14 protein-coding genes and 1 pseudogene are annotated in these 15,969 nt (G+C 71.6%); all 15 read left to right on the top strand.

All coding sequences use genetic code 11. The features are described 5' to 3' along the window. Positions 1–57 precede the first annotated feature (57 nt). Complete coding sequence (pgsA, locus tag SAM23877_RS07280) at positions 58–726, top strand: phosphatidylinositol phosphate synthase (protein WP_053128076.1); 669 nt, start codon at positions 58–60, stop codon at positions 724–726. Then, positions 723–1,655, top strand: a complete 933-nt coding sequence (locus tag SAM23877_RS07275) for a phosphatidylinositol mannoside acyltransferase (protein ID WP_053128074.1) — start codon at positions 723–725, stop codon at positions 1,653–1,655. Before pgsA ends, SAM23877_RS07275 begins: the two co-directional genes overlap by 4 nt. Continuing rightward, positions 1,652–2,815, top strand: a complete 1,164-nt coding sequence (locus tag SAM23877_RS07270) for a glycosyltransferase family 4 protein (protein ID WP_053128072.1) — start codon at positions 1,652–1,654, stop codon at positions 2,813–2,815. The genes SAM23877_RS07275 and SAM23877_RS07270 overlap by 4 nt, the downstream gene beginning before the upstream one ends. 609 nt (positions 2,816–3,424) lie before the next feature. Next, positions 3,425–3,967, top strand: coding sequence for a LemA family protein (locus SAM23877_RS07265; protein ID WP_053128070.1), 543 nt, complete (start codon positions 3,425–3,427; stop codon positions 3,965–3,967). 122 nt (positions 3,968–4,089) lie between these two features. After that, positions 4,090–5,001: a pyridoxal 5'-phosphate synthase lyase subunit PdxS gene (gene pdxS / locus SAM23877_RS07260; protein ID WP_053128068.1), complete on the top strand. Its 912-nt coding sequence runs from the start codon at positions 4,090–4,092 to the stop codon at positions 4,999–5,001. A gap of 13 nt (positions 5,002–5,014) precedes the next feature. Next, positions 5,015–5,623 (top strand): pyridoxal 5'-phosphate synthase glutaminase subunit PdxT, encoded by a 609-nt coding sequence (gene pdxT, locus SAM23877_RS07255; RefSeq protein ID WP_053128066.1) that lies wholly within the window; start codon positions 5,015–5,017, stop codon positions 5,621–5,623. A gap of 48 nt (positions 5,624–5,671) precedes the next feature. Next, complete coding sequence (locus SAM23877_RS07250; RefSeq protein ID WP_053128064.1) at positions 5,672–6,424, top strand: YebC/PmpR family DNA-binding transcriptional regulator; 753 nt, start codon at positions 5,672–5,674, stop codon at positions 6,422–6,424. 113 nt (positions 6,425–6,537) lie between these two features. Further along, positions 6,538–7,086: pseudogene (gene ruvC / locus SAM23877_RS07245) on the top strand (crossover junction endodeoxyribonuclease RuvC); the annotation flags it as partial. A gap of 149 nt (positions 7,087–7,235) precedes the next feature. After that, entirely contained in the window at positions 7,236–7,841 is a 606-nt protein-coding gene (gene ruvA, locus SAM23877_RS07240) for a Holliday junction branch migration protein RuvA (protein ID WP_053128062.1), read from the top strand. A gap of 34 nt (positions 7,842–7,875) precedes the next feature. Then, a complete protein-coding gene (gene ruvB, locus SAM23877_RS07235) occupies positions 7,876–8,949 on the top strand; it encodes a Holliday junction branch migration DNA helicase RuvB (RefSeq protein WP_053128060.1) in 1,074 nt (357 codons plus the stop codon). Between the two features lie 175 nt (positions 8,950–9,124). After that, entirely contained in the window at positions 9,125–9,625 is a 501-nt protein-coding gene (gene yajC / locus SAM23877_RS07230) for a preprotein translocase subunit YajC (protein WP_053128058.1), read from the top strand. Positions 9,626–9,756: 131 nt separating this feature from the next. Next, the gene (gene secD, locus SAM23877_RS07225; RefSeq protein WP_162492092.1) at positions 9,757–11,562 is read left to right on the top strand and encodes a protein translocase subunit SecD; all 1,806 of its coding nucleotides are present in this window, start codon (positions 9,757–9,759) and stop codon (positions 11,560–11,562) included. A 1-nt stretch (position 11,563) separates the two neighbouring features. Next, positions 11,564–12,697 (top strand): protein translocase subunit SecF, encoded by a 1,134-nt coding sequence (gene secF, locus SAM23877_RS07220; protein ID WP_053128056.1) that lies wholly within the window; start codon positions 11,564–11,566, stop codon positions 12,695–12,697. Next, positions 12,694–13,242, top strand: coding sequence for an adenine phosphoribosyltransferase (locus SAM23877_RS07215; RefSeq protein WP_053128054.1), 549 nt, complete (start codon positions 12,694–12,696; stop codon positions 13,240–13,242). The genes secF and SAM23877_RS07215 overlap by 4 nt, the downstream gene beginning before the upstream one ends. A gap of 173 nt (positions 13,243–13,415) precedes the next feature. Beyond that, entirely contained in the window at positions 13,416–15,959 is a 2,544-nt protein-coding gene (relA, locus tag SAM23877_RS07210; protein WP_053128052.1) for a GTP pyrophosphokinase, read from the top strand. Positions 15,960–15,969: the final 10 nt, after the last annotated feature.

Below are 15,969 nucleotides of genomic sequence, written 5' to 3'. Positions count from 1 at the left end.
CGATGGGCCAGCCGGTGGCCAGCAGGGGCCGCGGCCACAGCGACCGTCGGGAAGGCCATGCTGAACAAGTACGCGCGTGCATTTTTTACGCGTGTCCTCACACCGTTCGCCGCGTTTCTCATCCGCCGGGGCGTCAGCCCGGACACGGTCACGTTGATCGGCACCGCCGGTGTGGTCGCGGGAGCGCTGGTCTTCTACCCCATGGGCGAGTTCTTCTGGGGCACGGTCGTGATCACGCTCTTCGTCTTCTCCGACCTCGTCGACGGCAACATGGCCCGCCAGCTCGGCCGCTCCAGCCGCTGGGGCGCCTTCCTGGACTCCACGCTGGACCGGGTCGCCGACGGCGCGATCTTCGGCGGTTTCGCCCTCTGGTACGCGGGCGGCGGTGACGACAACGTGCTGTGCGCCGTGTCGATCTTCTGCCTGGCCAGCGGCCAGGTCGTGTCGTACACCAAGGCGCGCGGCGAGTCGATCGGTCTGCCGGTCGCCGTCAACGGACTCGTCGAGCGCGCCGAGCGGCTCGTCGTCTCCCTGGTCGCCGCCGGATTCGCGGGACTGCACACGTTCGGCGTGCCGGGGATCCAGTACCTGCTCCCCGTCGCCCTGTGGGTCGTCGCCGTCGGCAGCCTCGTCACGCTCGTCCAGCGCGTCGTCACCGTGCGCCGGGAGGCCGCCGAGGCGGATGCCGCCGCACAGGAGGACCAGGGCACCGAGGCGGCGAAGTGAGCGCTCGGGACCGGCTGGCCGACGGCCTGTACGGCGCCGGCTGGAGCACCGTGAAGAAGCTGCCCGAGCCGGTCGCCGCACGGCTCGGCCGCACGGTCGCGGACATCGCCTGGAAGCAGCGCGGCACGGGCGTCCGCCGCCTGGAGAGCAACTACGCGCGCGTGGTGCCGGGCGCGGGCCCCGAACGGCTCGCCGCGCTGTCGCGCGCGGGCATGCGCTCGTACCTGCGCTACTGGATGGAGTCCTTCCGGCTCCCGGCCTGGAGCCGCGAGCGCGTCGCGGCGGGCTTCGTCCCCGAGGACCTGCACCACCTCACCGACGGCCTGGACGCCGGCAAGGGCGTGGTCCTGGCCCTTCCGCACCTGGCCAACTGGGACCTCGCCGGTGCCTGGGTGACGACGCAGCTGGGCATCCCCTTCACCACGGTCGCCGAGCGCCTCAAGCCGGAGACCCTCTACGACCGCTTCGTCGCCTACCGCGAGGGCCTCGGCATGGAGGTCCTCCCGCACAGCGGCGGCACGGCGTTCGGCACGCTGGCCCGGCGGCTGCGCGACGGCGGCCTGGTCTGCCTGGTCGCCGACCGCGACCTGTCCGCCTCCGGCGTGGAGGTCGACTTCTTCGGCGAGACGGCCCGCATGCCGGCCGGGCCCGCCCTGCTCGCGCTGCAGACCGGCGCGCGGCTGCTGCCGGTGACGCTCTGGTACGACGACTCGCCCGTGATGCGGGGCCGGGTCCATCCACCGGTCGAGGTGCCCGAGTCAGGTACCCGTGCGGAAAAGACGTCCGTCATGACACAGGCGCTGGCCGACGCCTTCGCCACGGGGATCGCCGACCACCCGGAGGACTGGCACATGCTCCAGCGCTTGTGGCTGAAGGACCTCGACCCCGCCAAGGCACCCCCGGCGGCCGAGGGGCAGGGCGCCCCGTGAGGATCGGCATCGTCTGCCCGTACTCCTGGGACGTGCCGGGTGGCGTCCAGTTCCACATCCGGGACCTCGCCGAGTACTTCGTCCGCCTCGGCCACGAGGTGTCCGTCCTCGCCCCCGCCGACGACGACACCCCGCTGCCCCCGTACGTCGTCTCGGCCGGCCGCGCGGTGCCGGTGCCGTACAACGGCTCGGTGGCCCGGCTCAACTTCGGCTTCCTGTCGGCGGCCCGGGTACGGCGCTGGCTGCACGACGGCGCCTTCGACGTCATCCACATCCACGAGCCCACCTCGCCCTCGCTGGGCCTGCTCACCTGCTGGGCGGCGCAGGGGCCGATCGTGGCCACCTTCCACACGTCCAACCCGCGCTCCCGCGCGATGATCGCCGCGTACTCGATCCTCCAGGCCGCGCTGGAGAAGATCAGTGCCCGGATCGCGGTGAGCGAGTACGCCCGCCGCACCCTCGTCGAGCACCTGGGCGGGGACGCCGTCGTCATCCCCAACGGCGTCGACGTCGACTTCTTCGCCGGTGCCGATCCCAACCCCGAGTGGCAGGGCGACACGATCGGCTTCATAGGGCGCATCGACGAGCCCCGCAAGGGCCTGCCGGTGCTGATGCGGGCGCTGCCGAAGATCCTCGCCGCCCGGCCGCAGACCCGGCTGGTGGTCGCGGGCCGCGGCGACGAGGAGGAGGCCGTGGAGAGCCTGCCGAAGGAGCTGCGCTCCCGTGTGGAGTTCCTCGGCATGATCAGCGACGAGGACAAGGCCCGCTTCCTGCGCAGCGTCGACCTGTACGTCGCGCCCAACACCGGTGGCGAGAGCTTCGGGATCATCCTGGTCGAGGCCATGTCGGCGGGCGCGCCCGTGCTCGCCTCCGACCTGGACGCCTTCGCGCAGGTCCTCGACCAGGGAGCGGCCGGCGAGCTGTTCCCCAACGAGAACGCCGACGCACTCGCCGACGCGGCGGTGCGGCTGCTGGCCGACCCGCGGCGCCGGGCCGAACTGCGGGAGCGGGGCAGCGCGCACGTACGGCGCTTCGACTGGTCGACCGTCGGCGCCGACATCCTGTCCGTCTACGAGACGGTCACCGCAGGCGCGGCGGCGGTGGCGACGGACGACCGGGCGACGGGACTGAGGGCACGCTTCGGACTGGCGAGGGACTGAGAGGCCGGCCCGCGCACCGGCGCTTCGGATCGGCTGTGCGTGGGCTCTTGGGCCGGGCGGGTTCGGGCGGTCCGGGTCCTGCGCGCACTGGCGCTTCGTACCGGCTGTGCGTGGGCTCTTGGGCCGGGCGGGTTCGGGCGGTCCGGGTCCTGCGCGCACTGGCGCTTCGTACCGGCTGTGCGTGGGCTCTTGGGCCGGGCGGGTTTCGGTGGTCCGGGTCCAGCGCGGACCGGCGCTTCGTACCGGCCGTGCGTCGGCACTGGTACCGGCCGCGCTCCGGCGGTCCGGACCCAGTCCGCTTCGGCGCTCGGACCGGCCGCGCGCCGACGCGCCGGACCCGGCCCGCACCGGCACTTCGGGCCCGCCCCGGCCGCCACGCCCCGCCAGGCCGGCCCGCCCGGTGCGAGGCCCGGCCGGGCACGGGCGGGCCCGAGGCGGCCACCCCGGCGGCGCCCGCCTCGGCCGGGCAGGTGCGGGCGTCCGAGGCGGCCACTGCGGCGGCGCCCGTCTCGTCCGGGCGGGGGCGGAGGCCGGGGCGGCCATCCCGGCGGCGTCCGCCTCCAGGGCACTGCGCCGCCTCCGCGGAGCGTCCCCGTAGGCTTGCGGCCCGTGACCGCAACCCTGATCTGGATCCTGGTCGTCCTCGTCGCGATCGGCCTGTACCTGAGCTGGACCGCAGGGCGGCTGGACCGGCTGCACGCCAGGATCGACGCCGCCCGTGCCGCACTCGACGCGCAGCTGCTGCGCAGGGCGTCCGTGGCCCAGGAACTGGCCACCTCGGGCGTCCTCGACCCGGCCGCCTCCATCGTGCTGTACGAGGCCGCGCACGCCGCGCGGCAGGCCGAGGAGGAACAGCGGGAGGTCGCCGAGAGCGAGCTGAGCCAGGCCCTGCGGGCGGTCTTCGCCGAGCCGCAGCAGGTGGACGCCCTGCGGGAGGCCCCCGGGGGCGAGGAAGCCGCCCTCGAACTGGCCGAGGCCGTACGGCGCGTCCCGATGGCCCGGCGGTTCCACAACGACGCGGTGGGCGCCGCCCGCAGGCTCCGCGAGCACCGCAAGGTGCGCTGGTTCCGCCTGGCCGGACACGCGCCCTTCCCGCTGGCCTTCGAGATGGACGACGAGTCGCCGACGGCCCTGGTGGAGCGGGCCGCCTGACCGCAGCTCGCCGACCTCACGCCGAAAACGATCCACCGCCTTCTCATTGGCCCTTGCTGTGGCCTGGTCGCGTCGCGTTTCCTCGGAGCTGCACAAGCCCCCTTCCCCTCAGCGAGGTACCCGTGTCCAGCACGCTCTCCGAAAACCAGGCCCCCGAGACCGGCACCGCCCGCGTGAAGCGCGGCATGGCCGAGCAGCTCAAGGGTGGCGTGATCATGGACGTCGTCACGCCGGAGCAGGCGAAGATCGCCGAGGACGCGGGGGCCGTCGCCGTCATGGCCCTGGAGCGGGTCCCGGCCGACATCCGCAAGGACGGCGGTGTGGCCCGCATGTCCGACCCGGACATGATCGAGGGCATCATCGGCGCGGTCTCCATCCCCGTGATGGCCAAGTCCCGCATCGGCCACTTCGTCGAGGCCCAGGTCCTGCAGTCCCTCGGCGTCGACTACATCGACGAGTCCGAGGTCCTCACCCCGGCCGACGAGGTCAACCACTCCGACAAGTTCGCCTTCACCACCCCGTTCGTCTGCGGCGCCACCAACCTGGGCGAGGCCCTGCGCCGCATCGCCGAGGGCGCCGCGATGATCCGCTCCAAGGGCGAGGCCGGCACCGGCAACGTCGTCGAGGCGGTCCGCCACCTGCGCCAGATCAAGAACGAGATCGCCCGCCTGCGCGGCTACGACAACAACGAGCTGTACGCCGCAGCCAAGGAACTGCGCGCCCCCTACGAGCTCGTCCGGGAGGTCGCCGAGCTGGGCAAGCTGCCGGTCGTCCTCTTCTCCGCCGGCGGCGTCGCCACCCCGGCCGACGCCGCGCTCATGCGCCAGCTCGGCGCCGAGGGCGTCTTCGTCGGCTCCGGCATCTTCAAGTCCGGCGACCCGGCCAAGCGTGCCGCCGCCATCGTGAAGGCCACCACCTTCTACGACGACCCGAAGATCATCGCGGACGCGTCCCGCAACCTCGGCGAGGCCATGGTCGGCATCAACTGCGACACCCTTCCCGAGACCGAGCGCTACGCCAACCGCGGCTGGTAAGGCACCCGATCCCATGAGTGACACCCCCGTGATCGGCGTCCTGGCCCTCCAGGGCGACGTACGGGAGCACCTCGTCGCCCTGGCCGCGGCCGATGCCGTGGCCAGGCCGGTGCGGCGCCCCGAAGAACTCGCCGAGGTGGACGGCCTGGTCCTGCCCGGCGGCGAGTCCACCACCATCTCCAAGCTGGCCGTCCTCTTCGGAGTGATGGACCCCCTGCGCGCACGCGTGCGCGACGGCCTGCCCGTCTACGGCACCTGCGCCGGCATGATCCTGCTGGCCGACAAGATCCTTGACCCGCGTTCCGGGCAGGAGACGGTCGGCGGCATCGACATGATCGTGCGCCGCAACGCCTTCGGACGGCAGAACGAGTCCTTCGAGGCGGCCGTCGACATCGAGGGCGTCGGCGGCGATCCTGTGGAGGGCGTCTTCATCCGAGCCCCCTGGGTGGAGTCCGTGGGCGCGTCGGTCGAGGTGCTCGCCGAGCACGACGGCCACATCGTCGCGGTCCGCCAGGGCAACGCGCTCGCCACGTCGTTCCACCCGGAACTGACCGGCGACCACCGCGTGCACCGGCTCTTCGCCGACATGGTGCGCGCGAACCGCCCGGCTCGGCCCTTGTAGGATTCCTGCGTTCGTTGCAGAGATGGGTTACGCGAAGGAGACAGGCAGATGTCCGGCCACTCTAAATGGGCTACGACGAAGCACAAGAAGGCCGTGATCGACGCCAAGCGCGGCAAGCTCTTCGCGAAGCTGATCAAGAACATCGAGGTCGCGGCGCGCATGGGCGGCGTCGACGTCGAGGGCAACCCGACGCTGTACGACGCCATCCAGAAGGCGAAGAAGCAGTCGGTCCCGAACAAGAACATCGACTCCGCGGTCAAGCGGGGCGGCGGCCTCGAGGCCGGCGGCGCCGACTACGAGACGATCATGTACGAGGGCTACGGCCCCAACGGCGTCGCGGTGCTCATCGAGTGCCTGACCGACAACCGCAACCGCGCCGCCTCCGACGTCCGCGTCGCCATGACCCGCAACGGCGGCTCCATGGCCGACCCGGGCTCGGTGTCGTACCTGTTCCACCGCAAGGGCGTCGTCATCGTCCCCAAGGGCGAACTGAGTGAGGACGACGTCCTCGCCGCCGTCCTGGACGCGGGCGCCGAGGAGGTCAACGACCTCGGCGAGACCTTCGAGGTCCTCAGCGAGGCCACCGACCTGGTCGCCGTCCGCACCGCCCTCCAGGACGCCGGCATCGACTACGAGTCCGCCGACGCCAACTTCGTCCCGACCATGCAGGTCGAGCTGGACGAGGAGGGCGCCCGGAAGATCTTCCGTCTCATCGACGCCCTGGAGGACAGCGACGACGTGCAGAACGTCTTCGCCAACTTCGACGTGAGCGACGAGGTCATGGAGAAGGTCGACGCGTAGCGCCGCGGCGCACACGACGGCTGCGGTGGGCCGGGGGACACGTCCCCCGGCCCACCGCCGTTGTCGGTGGCACCCGATAGCCTGCACAAACAGGCGATCGAACGGGAGGGCACGTGCGCGTACTGGGGGTGGACCCGGGGCTGACCCGCTGCGGGGTCGGTGTCGTGGAGGGCGTCGCGGGAAGACCGCTCACCATGATCGGCGTCGGCGTCGTCCGCACGCCCGCGGACGCCGACCTCGGCCACCGCCTCGTCGCCGTCGAGCAGGGCATCGAGCGGTGGCTGGACGAGCACCGGCCGGAGTACGTCGCGGTGGAGCGCGTCTTCAGCCAGCACAACGTGCGCACGGTGATGGGCACGGCCCAGGCCAGCGCCGTCGCCATCCTGTGCGCCTCCCGCCGCGGCATCCCGGTCGCCCTGCACACCCCGAGCGAGGTCAAGGCCGCCGTGACCGGCAGCGGCCGTGCCGACAAGGCGCAGGTCGGCGCCATGGTCACCCGCCTGCTGCGGCTCGCCGCGCCACCGAAGCCGGCCGACGCCGCCGACGCCCTCGCACTCGCCATCTGCCACATCTGGCGCGCTCCCGCCCAGAACCGGCTCCAGCAGGCCGTGGCCCGGCACGTCCCGCGGACCCCGCCGGCCCGACAAGCGGCGACCGCCCGTCAGACCTTGTCGCCGCGGCAGGCCGCGACCCCGCAGCAGGCCGCGACCCCGCAGCAGTCCACGGCCGTCCAAAAGTCCCCGGCCGTCCAGCAGCCCCCGGCCGTCCAGCAGTCCCCGAACACACCGCACGCACCGAAAGGCCACCCGGCATGATCGCCTTCGTCAGCGGCACCGTAGCCGCCCTCGCTCCCGATGCCGCGGTGGTCGAGGTCGGTGGCGTCGGCATGGCCCTCCAGTGCACGCCGAACACGCTCTCCACCCTCCGCGTCGGCAAGCCCGCCAAGCTTGCCACCTCGCTCGTCGTCCGTGAGGACTCGCTCACCCTGTACGGCTTCGCCGACGACGACGAGCGCCAGGTCTTCGAGCTGCTCCAGACCGCCAGCGGCGTCGGCCCCCGGCTGGCCCAGGCGATGCTCGCCGTGCACAGCCCCGACGCCCTGCGCAGAGCCGTCTCCACCGGCGACGAGAAGGCGCTCACCGCCGTCCCCGGCATCGGCAAGAAGGGCGCGCAGAAGCTGCTCCTGGAACTGAAGGACCGCCTCGGCGAGCCCATCGGCGCCCCCGCCGTCGGCGCCCCGGTCAGCACCGGCTGGCGCGACCAGCTGCACGCGGCCCTGATCGGCCTCGGGTACGCGACCCGTGAGGCCGACGAGGCCGTCTCCGCCGTGGCCCCCCAGGCGGCGGCCGCCGGCGGCACGCCCCAGGTGGGACAGCTGCTGAAGTCGGCCCTCCAGACCCTGAACCGCGCCCGCTGAACCGCCACCCCCGACCCCCGAGGCACACACCGCTATGAACTGGGACGACACGACCGACACCGACGCCACCGCCGAGCGGCTCGTCGGTGCGTCCGCCGACGGGGAGGACCAGGCGGTGGAGGCCGCCCTGCGACCCAAGGACCTGGGCGAGTTCATCGGCCAGGAGAAGGTCCGCGAGCAGCTCGACCTCGTCCTGCGGGCCGCCCGGGCGCGGGGCGCGACCGCCGACCACGTGCTGCTCTCCGGCGCGCCCGGCCTCGGCAAGACCACCCTCTCGATGATCATCGCGGCCGAGATGGAGGCCCCGATCAGGATCACCTCCGGGCCCGCCATCCAGCACGCCGGCGACCTCGCGGCGATCCTCTCCTCCCTCCAGGAGGGCGAGGTGCTCTTCCTCGACGAGATCCACCGCATGTCGCGGCCCGCCGAGGAGATGCTCTACATGGCGATGGAGGACTTCCGCGTCGACGTCATCGTCGGCAAGGGCCCGGGAGCCACCGCCATCCCGCTCGAACTCCCGCCGTTCACCCTGGTCGGCGCCACCACCCGCGCGGGACTCCTGCCGCCCCCGCTGCGCGACCGCTTCGGCTTCACCGCGCACATGGAGTTCTACGGCCCCACCGAGCTGGAGCGCGTCATCCACCGCTCGGCGGGCCTGCTCGACGTCGGGATCGACACGGCCGGCGCCGCCGAGATCGCGGGCCGCTCCCGGGGCACGCCCCGGATCGCCAACCGCCTGCTGCGCCGGGTCCGCGACTACGCCCAGGTCAAGGCCGACGGCCTGATCACCCAGGAGATCGCCGCGGCCGCCCTCGCGGTCTACGAGGTCGACGCCCGCGGACTGGACCGGCTGGACCGGGGTGTGCTGGAGGCCCTGCTCAAGCTGTTCGGCGGCGGTCCCGTCGGCCTCTCCACGCTCGCCGTCGCCGTGGGGGAGGAACGTGAGACCGTGGAGGAGGTCGCCGAACCGTTCCTCGTCCGGGAGGGCCTGCTGGCCCGCACACCGCGCGGACGGGTCGCGACCCCGGCGGCATGGGCCCACCTCGGCCTCACCCCGCCACGGTCCCAGGGCTCCGGAAACGGACAACAGGACCTGTTCGGGGCGTGACCACCCGGTCACGAAGAGGACATTCGCCGGTGCAGGAACCCCGGTGCCATGCTGAGCGTTGTTCCATGCGCGCGGACTCGCTTAGACTCCGCCGATGCCGCCCTTGTCGGCGGCGCACACACCCCCAACCATCAGGCCGCTCACCATCGCGGTCGTGTGAAGGAAGTACCGACCCGTGAGTCTCGTGACCCTCCTCCCGTTCATCGTGCTCATCGGGGCCATGTTCCTGATGACCCGGTCGGCGAAGAAGAAGCAGCAGCAGGCCGTCGACATGCGGAACCAGATGCAGCCCGGTTCCGGCGTCCGCACCATCGGGGGCATGTACGCCACGGTCAAGGAGGTCAACGAGGACACGGTCCTCCTCGACGCCGGCCCGGGTGTCGAGCTGCTCTTCGCCAAGAACAGCATCGGTGCCGTCCTCACCGACGACGAGTACAACCGCATCGTCCACGGCGTCGAGCACGACCTGAAGTCCGACGCCGACATCGTCCCGGACGATGCCTCCTCCCTCACCGGGACCGACGCCTCCGCCGACGACGCTGCCGTCTCCGACGACAAGCCCGTCGACCTCGGCAAGAAGGACGCGGCCGACGAGCCGACGGCCGACGCCGCGCCCGCCGAGGCGACGACGGACGAGCAGGCGAAGAAGTCCGACGGCGGCTCCGAGGCGAAGTAACCGTGCTCCGGGGCGAGCGGGCCGTTCCCGCCCGCCCCGTGTGACGCGCGGCTCGCACGGATCCGGACACCATGTGATGGCCGCCGGCGACGCCTACCCGGCGCGAGCGGCCCGAGAGGGAGTACGCAAAGGTGGTAGCACCTAAAAAGGGAAAGAATGCGAGCGCTCAGAGTAAGCCCGGGCGCTCGCTGGCCCTGATTCTGATCGCCATCGTGGCGCTCACCGGCGGCATGTTCGTCTCCGGACACACGACTCCGCGTCTCGGTATCGACCTGGCCGGCGGCACCAGCATCACGCTCCGCGCGGTGCCGGAGGCGGGCCAGGAGTCCGCGATCAACAAGACCAACATGGACACCGCGGTCGAGATCATGGAACGCCGTGTCAATGGTCTGGGTGTCTCCGAGGCCGAGGTACAGACCCAGGGCAACCGGAACATCATCGTCAACATCCCCAAGGGCACCAACTCCAAGGAAGCCCGGGAGCAGGTCGGCACCACCGCCAAGCTCTACTTCCGCCCGGTGGTCGCCACCGAGCTGTCCGGCGCGGGCGCGACCGGCAGCCCCTCCCCGAGCCCGACCGGCAACGCCTCCGACAAGGACAAGGCGACCGACAAGGCCACGGACGGCGCGGCCGACCAGGACAAGGCCACCGACGGTGACAAGGCGAGCGACTCGCCCTCCGGCACCGCGTCGGCGAGCTCCAGCCCCCAGGGCCGTGCCGCCAGCGACGCCCTGAAGGCCGACCCCAGCCCGTCCGGCGGGGCCACCGACGGTGCCTCCCCCTCCGCGAGCGCCAGCGCCTCCGGCGACGACGCGACGGCCAAGCTCCAGACCGCGTACGCCGCACTGGACTGCACCGACGCGGCCGCCCGGGCCAAGGCGGGCGCCGGCGCCAAGCAGGGCGACTCGATGGTCGCCTGCGGCCAGAACTCCCAGGGCCAGTGGCAGAAGTACATCCTGGGCCCGGCAGCGGTCGACGGCACCGACGTCGACAAGTCCGAGGCGGTCTTCAACACGCAGACCGCCGCCGGCTGGACCGTGACGATGAAGTTCACGGACGGCGGCGCCAAGAAGTTCGCCGACATCACCGGCAAGCTGGCGCAGAACCAGTCCCCGCAGAACCAGTTCGCCATCGTCCTGGACAACGAGGTCGTCTCCGACCCCTACGTCAGCCAGGCGCTCACCGGCGGCAGCGCGGAGATCTCCGGCAACTTCGACCAGGAGGAGGCCCAGGGCCTCGCCAACATGCTGTCCTACGGCGCGCTGCCGCTGACCTTCAAGGAGGACAGCGTCACCACCGTCACCGCCGCACTCGGCGGTGAGCAGCTGAAGGCCGGTCTGATCGCGGGCGCGATCGGCCTCGCCCTCGTCGTCCTCTACCTGCTGGTCTACTACCGCGGCCTGTCGTTCATCGCCGTCGCCTCGCTGCTGATCTCCGCGGCCCTCACGTACGTGATCATGTCGCTGCTCGGCCCGGCCATCGGCTTCGCGCTGAACCTGCCGGCCGTCTGCGGTGCGATCGTCGCCATCGGCATCACGGCGGACTCGTTCATCGTGTACTTCGAACGCGTCCGCGACGAGATCCGGGAGGGCCGCTCGCTGCGCCCCGCCGTCGAGCGCGCCTGGCCGCGGGCCCGGCGCACCATCCTGGTCTCCGACTTCGTGTCCTTCCTCGCCGCCGCGGTGCTCTTCATCGTCACCGTCGGCAAGGTGCAGGGCTTCGCGTTCACCCTGGGTCTGACCACGCTGCTCGACGTGGTGGTGGTCTTCCTCTTCACCAAGCCGCTGCTGACGCTGATGGCCCGGCGCAAGTTCTTCGCGAGCGGCCACAAGTGGTCCGGTCTCGACCCGAAGAGCCTGGGGGCGAAGCCGCCGCTGCGCCGCACCCGCCGTACCGCCCGCCCCGCCGCCGGCCCTGTCGACCCGAAGGAGGCGTGAGATGGGAAAGCTCGGCACCCTCGGCGCTCGACTGCACCATGGCGAGATCGGCTACGACTTCGTCAAGAACCGCAAGCTCTGGTACGGCATCTCGATCCTCATCACCATCACGGCCATCGTCGGCCTGGCGGTGCGCGGTCTGCACATGGGCATCGAGTTCCAGGGCGGCGCGGTCTTCACCACCCCGAAGAACATGAGCGCCTCGGTCTCCCAGACCGAGACCTGGGCGGAAGAGGCCTCCGGCCACGACGCCATCGTCCAGAAGCTCGGCGACGGCAGTCTCCGCATCCAGATCGCGGGCACCGACACCGAGGCGTCGGACCAGATCAAGGAAGAGCTCTCCAAGGACCTGGACGTCCCGGCGGAGCGGATCAACGCGGACCTGGTCGGCCCCAGCTGGGGTGACCAGATCGCGAACAAGGCGTGGCAGGGCCTCGGGATCTTCATGGTCCTGGTGGTGATCTATCTGGCGATCGCGTTCGAGTGGCGCATGGCCCTGGCCGCCTTCGTCGCGCTGATCCACGACATCACCATCACGGTCGGCATCTACGCCCTGGTGGGCTTCGAGGTCACGCCGGGCACGGTGATCGGTCTGCTCACGATCCTCGGCTACTCGCTCTACGACACGGTCGTGGTCTTCGACAGCCTCAAGGAACAGACGAGAGACATCACCAAACAGACGCGCTGGACCTACGGCGAGATCGCCAACCGCTCGATCAACAGCACCCTGGTGCGTTCCATCAACACCACGGTGGTCGCGCTGCTGCCGGTGGGCGGCCTGCTGTTCATCGGCGGCGGTGTCCTCGGCGCCGGCATGCTCAACGACATCTCGCTGTCGCTCTTCGTCGGTCTCGCCGCGGGCGCCTACTCGTCGATCTTCATCGCCACGCCGCTCGTCGCCGACCTCAAGGAGGCCGAGCCGCAGATGAAGGCGCTCAAGAAGCGCGTCCTCGCCAAGCGCGCCCAGGCCGCGGCCAAGGGCGAGCCGGCGGAGAACGCCGTGGACGAGGAGTGGTACGCCGACGACGAGGCCGAGGACGACCCCGAGGACGCGGCCCCCGCGGTCGTCGGCCCCCGCAACCAGCCGGCCTCCCGCAACAGGGGACGCGGCCGGCCCTCGGGGAAGCGCCGATGACCGGGACCACCGACGTCACGGAGCTGCTGCTCAGCCGCATCCGCGACGTGGCCGACTATCCGGAGCCGGGCGTGGTGTTCAAGGACATCACCCCGCTCCTGGCCGACCCGGCGGCCTTCGCCGCCCTGACCGACGCGCTCGCCGAGGCCGCCGGGCGCACCGGCGCCACCAAGGTCGTCGGCCTGGAGGCCCGCGGCTTCATCCTGGGCGCCCCGGTGGCCCTGCGGGCGGGCCTCGGCTTCATCCCCGTACGCAAGGCGGGCAAGCTCCCCGGAGCCACCCTCAGCCAGGCGTACGACCTGGAGTACGGCTCGGCCGAGATCGAGGTGCACGCCGAGGACCTGAGCGCCGACGACCGGGTCCTGGTCATCGACGACGTCCTCGCCACCGGCGGCACCGCCGAGGCCTCGCTCGAGCTCATCCGCCGGGCGGGCGCGCGGGTGGCGGGTCTCGCCGTGCTGATGGAGCTGGGCTTCCTCGGCGGACGGGCCCGGCTGGAGCCGGCCCTGGCCGGGGCACCGCTGGAGGCCCTGCTCACGGTCTGACGACTCGCACCGCTCACCCGAGGCGGGCCCCGGATGAATCCGGGGCCCGCCTCGGGCGTTTACGGGGCTGACGGCCCTCACAGTGGCCTGAAGGCGATCCTGGCGTGCAGGATCGCTACCATGGGGACTCCGGAGCCTGACCGGGGGACCCGGATCGCGCACGAGGAGTCCTCTTGCCAGACGAGGCCCAGCCACTGACCGCCGCAAAGCCCGAGTCCGCCTCGGCGCCCGCGGCGAAGCCCGTACCGAGCGCGCCGCAGGCGAAGAACGACACGCACGGGCCGATCCAGCACGCCCCGTCGGCGCCCGTGGACAAGCCGGCCGACCAGCAGCCGCGTCCCAAGCCGATCCCGCCCGACCGCGGCCGGAACGCGCCCGTGGTCCGCGCGCCCGCCGGGCAGCCCGCGCGCTCCGGCTCCTCCAACCGCGTCCGGGCCCGCCTCGCCCGTCTCGGTGTGCAGCGCGCCAACCCGTACAACCCGGTCCTGGAGCCCCTGCTGCGGATAGTGCGCAGCAACGACCCCAAGATCGAGACGGCGACGCTGCGCCAGATCGAGCGCGCCTACCAGGTCGCCGAGCGCTGGCACCGCGGCCAGAAGCGCAAGAGCGGCGACCCGTACATCACGCACCCGCTCGCCGTCACCACCATCCTCGCCGAGCTCGGCATGGACCCCGCCACGCTCATGGCGGGGCTGCTGCACGACACGGTCGAGGACACCGAGTACGGCCTGGAGGACCTGCGCCGCGACTTCGGCGACGTGGTCACCCTCCTCGTCGACGGCGTCACCAAGCTCGACAAGGTCAAGTTCGGCGAGGCGGCGCAGGCCGAGACCGTGCGCAAGATGGTCGTCGCGATGGCGAAGGACCCGCGCGTCCTCGTCATCAAGCTCGCCGACCGCCTGCACAACATGCGCACCATGCGCTACCTCAAGCGCGAGAAGCAGGAGAAGAAGGCGCGCGAGACGCTGGAGATCTACGCGCCGCTCGCCCACCGGCTGGGCATGAACACCATCAAGTGGGAGCTGGAGGACCTCGCCTTCGCGATCCTCTATCCCAAGATGTACGACGAGATCGTCCGCCTGGTCGCCGAGCGCGCCCCCAAGCGCGACGAGTACCTCGCCATCGTCACCGACGAGGTGCAGCAGGACCTGCGCGCGGCCCGGATCAAGGCGACCGTGACCGGCCGCCCCAAGCACTACTACAGCGTCTACCAGAAGATGATCGTCCGCGGCCGTGACTTCGCGGAGATCTACGACCTGGTGGGCATCCGCGTCCTGGTGGACACGGTCCGCGACTGCTACGCGGCGCTCGGCACGGTCCACGCCCGCTGGAACCCGGTTCCGGGGCGGTTCAAGGACTACATCGCGATGCCCAAGTTCAACATGTACCAGTCGCTGCACACGACGGTCATCGGGCCCAACGGCAAGCCGGTCGAGCTGCAGATCCGCACCTTCGACATGCACCGCCGCGCCGAGTACGGCATCGCCGCGCACTGGAAGTACAAGCAGGAGGCCGTCGCCGGCGCCTCCAAGGTCCGCTCCGACGCGCCCAAGTCGTCCGGCAAGGGCAAGGACGACCACCTCAACGACATGGCGTGGCTGCGGCAGCTGCTCGACTGGCAGAAGGAGACCGAGGACCCCGGCGAGTTCCTGGAGTCCCTGCGCTTCGACCTCTCCCGCAACGAGGTCTTCGTCTTCACCCCCAAGGGCGACGTCATAGCGCTGCCCGCGAGCGCCACCCCCGTGGACTTCGCCTACGCCGTCCACACCGAGGTCGGACACCGCACGATAGGGGCACGCGTCAACGGCCGCCTCGTCCCGCTGGAGTCCACCCTGGACAACGGCGACCTGGTGGAGGTCTTCACCTCCAAGGCGGCCGGGGCGGGCCCCTCCCGCGACTGGCTCGGCTTCGTGAAGTCGCCGCGCGCCCGCAACAAGATCCGCGCCTGGTTCTCCAAGGAGCGCCGCGACGAGGCGATCGAGCAGGGCAAGGACGCCATCGTCCGCGCCATGCGCAAGCAGAACCTGCCGATCCAGCGCATCCTCACCGGCGACTCCCTGGTCACCCTCGCCCACGAGATGCGTTACTCGGACATCTCCGCGCTGTACGCGGCGATCGGCGAGGGCCACGTCTCCGCGCAGAACATCGTCCAGAAGCTCGTCCACGCGCTCGGCGGCGAGGAAGCGGCCACCGAGGAGATCGACGAGTCGGTGCCGCCGGCCCGCGGTCGCGGCCGCAAACGCCGCACGAGCGCCGACCCGGGCGTCGTGGTCAAGGGCGTCGAGGACGTGTGGGTCAAACTGGCCCGCTGTTGTACGCCCGTCCCCGGTGACCCGATCATCGGCTTCGTCACCCGCGGCAGCGGAGTCTCCGTCCACCGCAGCGACTGCGTGAACGTGGACTCGCTCTCCCGCGAGCCCGAGCGCATCCTGGAGGTCGAGTGGGCACCCACCCAGTCCTCGGTCTTCCTGGTCGCCATCCAGGTCGAGGCCCTGGACCGCTCCCGGCTGCTGTCGGACGTCACGCGTGTGCTGTCCGACCAGCACGTCAACATCCTCTCCGCGGCCGTCCAGACCTCCCGCGACCGGGTGGCCACCTCCCGCTTCACCTTCGAGATGGGCGACCCCAAGCACCTCGGGCACGTCCTGAAGGCCGTACGCGGCGTGGAGGGCGTGTACGACGTCTACCGCGTGACATCGGCGCGCAGGCCGTCGTAGCGGGCCGCAC

This window comes from Streptomyces ambofaciens ATCC 23877 (genome assembly GCF_001267885.1).
Lineage (GTDB): Bacteria > Actinomycetota > Actinomycetes > Streptomycetales > Streptomycetaceae > Streptomyces > Streptomyces ambofaciens.
This window is presented reverse-complemented; position numbering and strand designations above follow the sequence as displayed.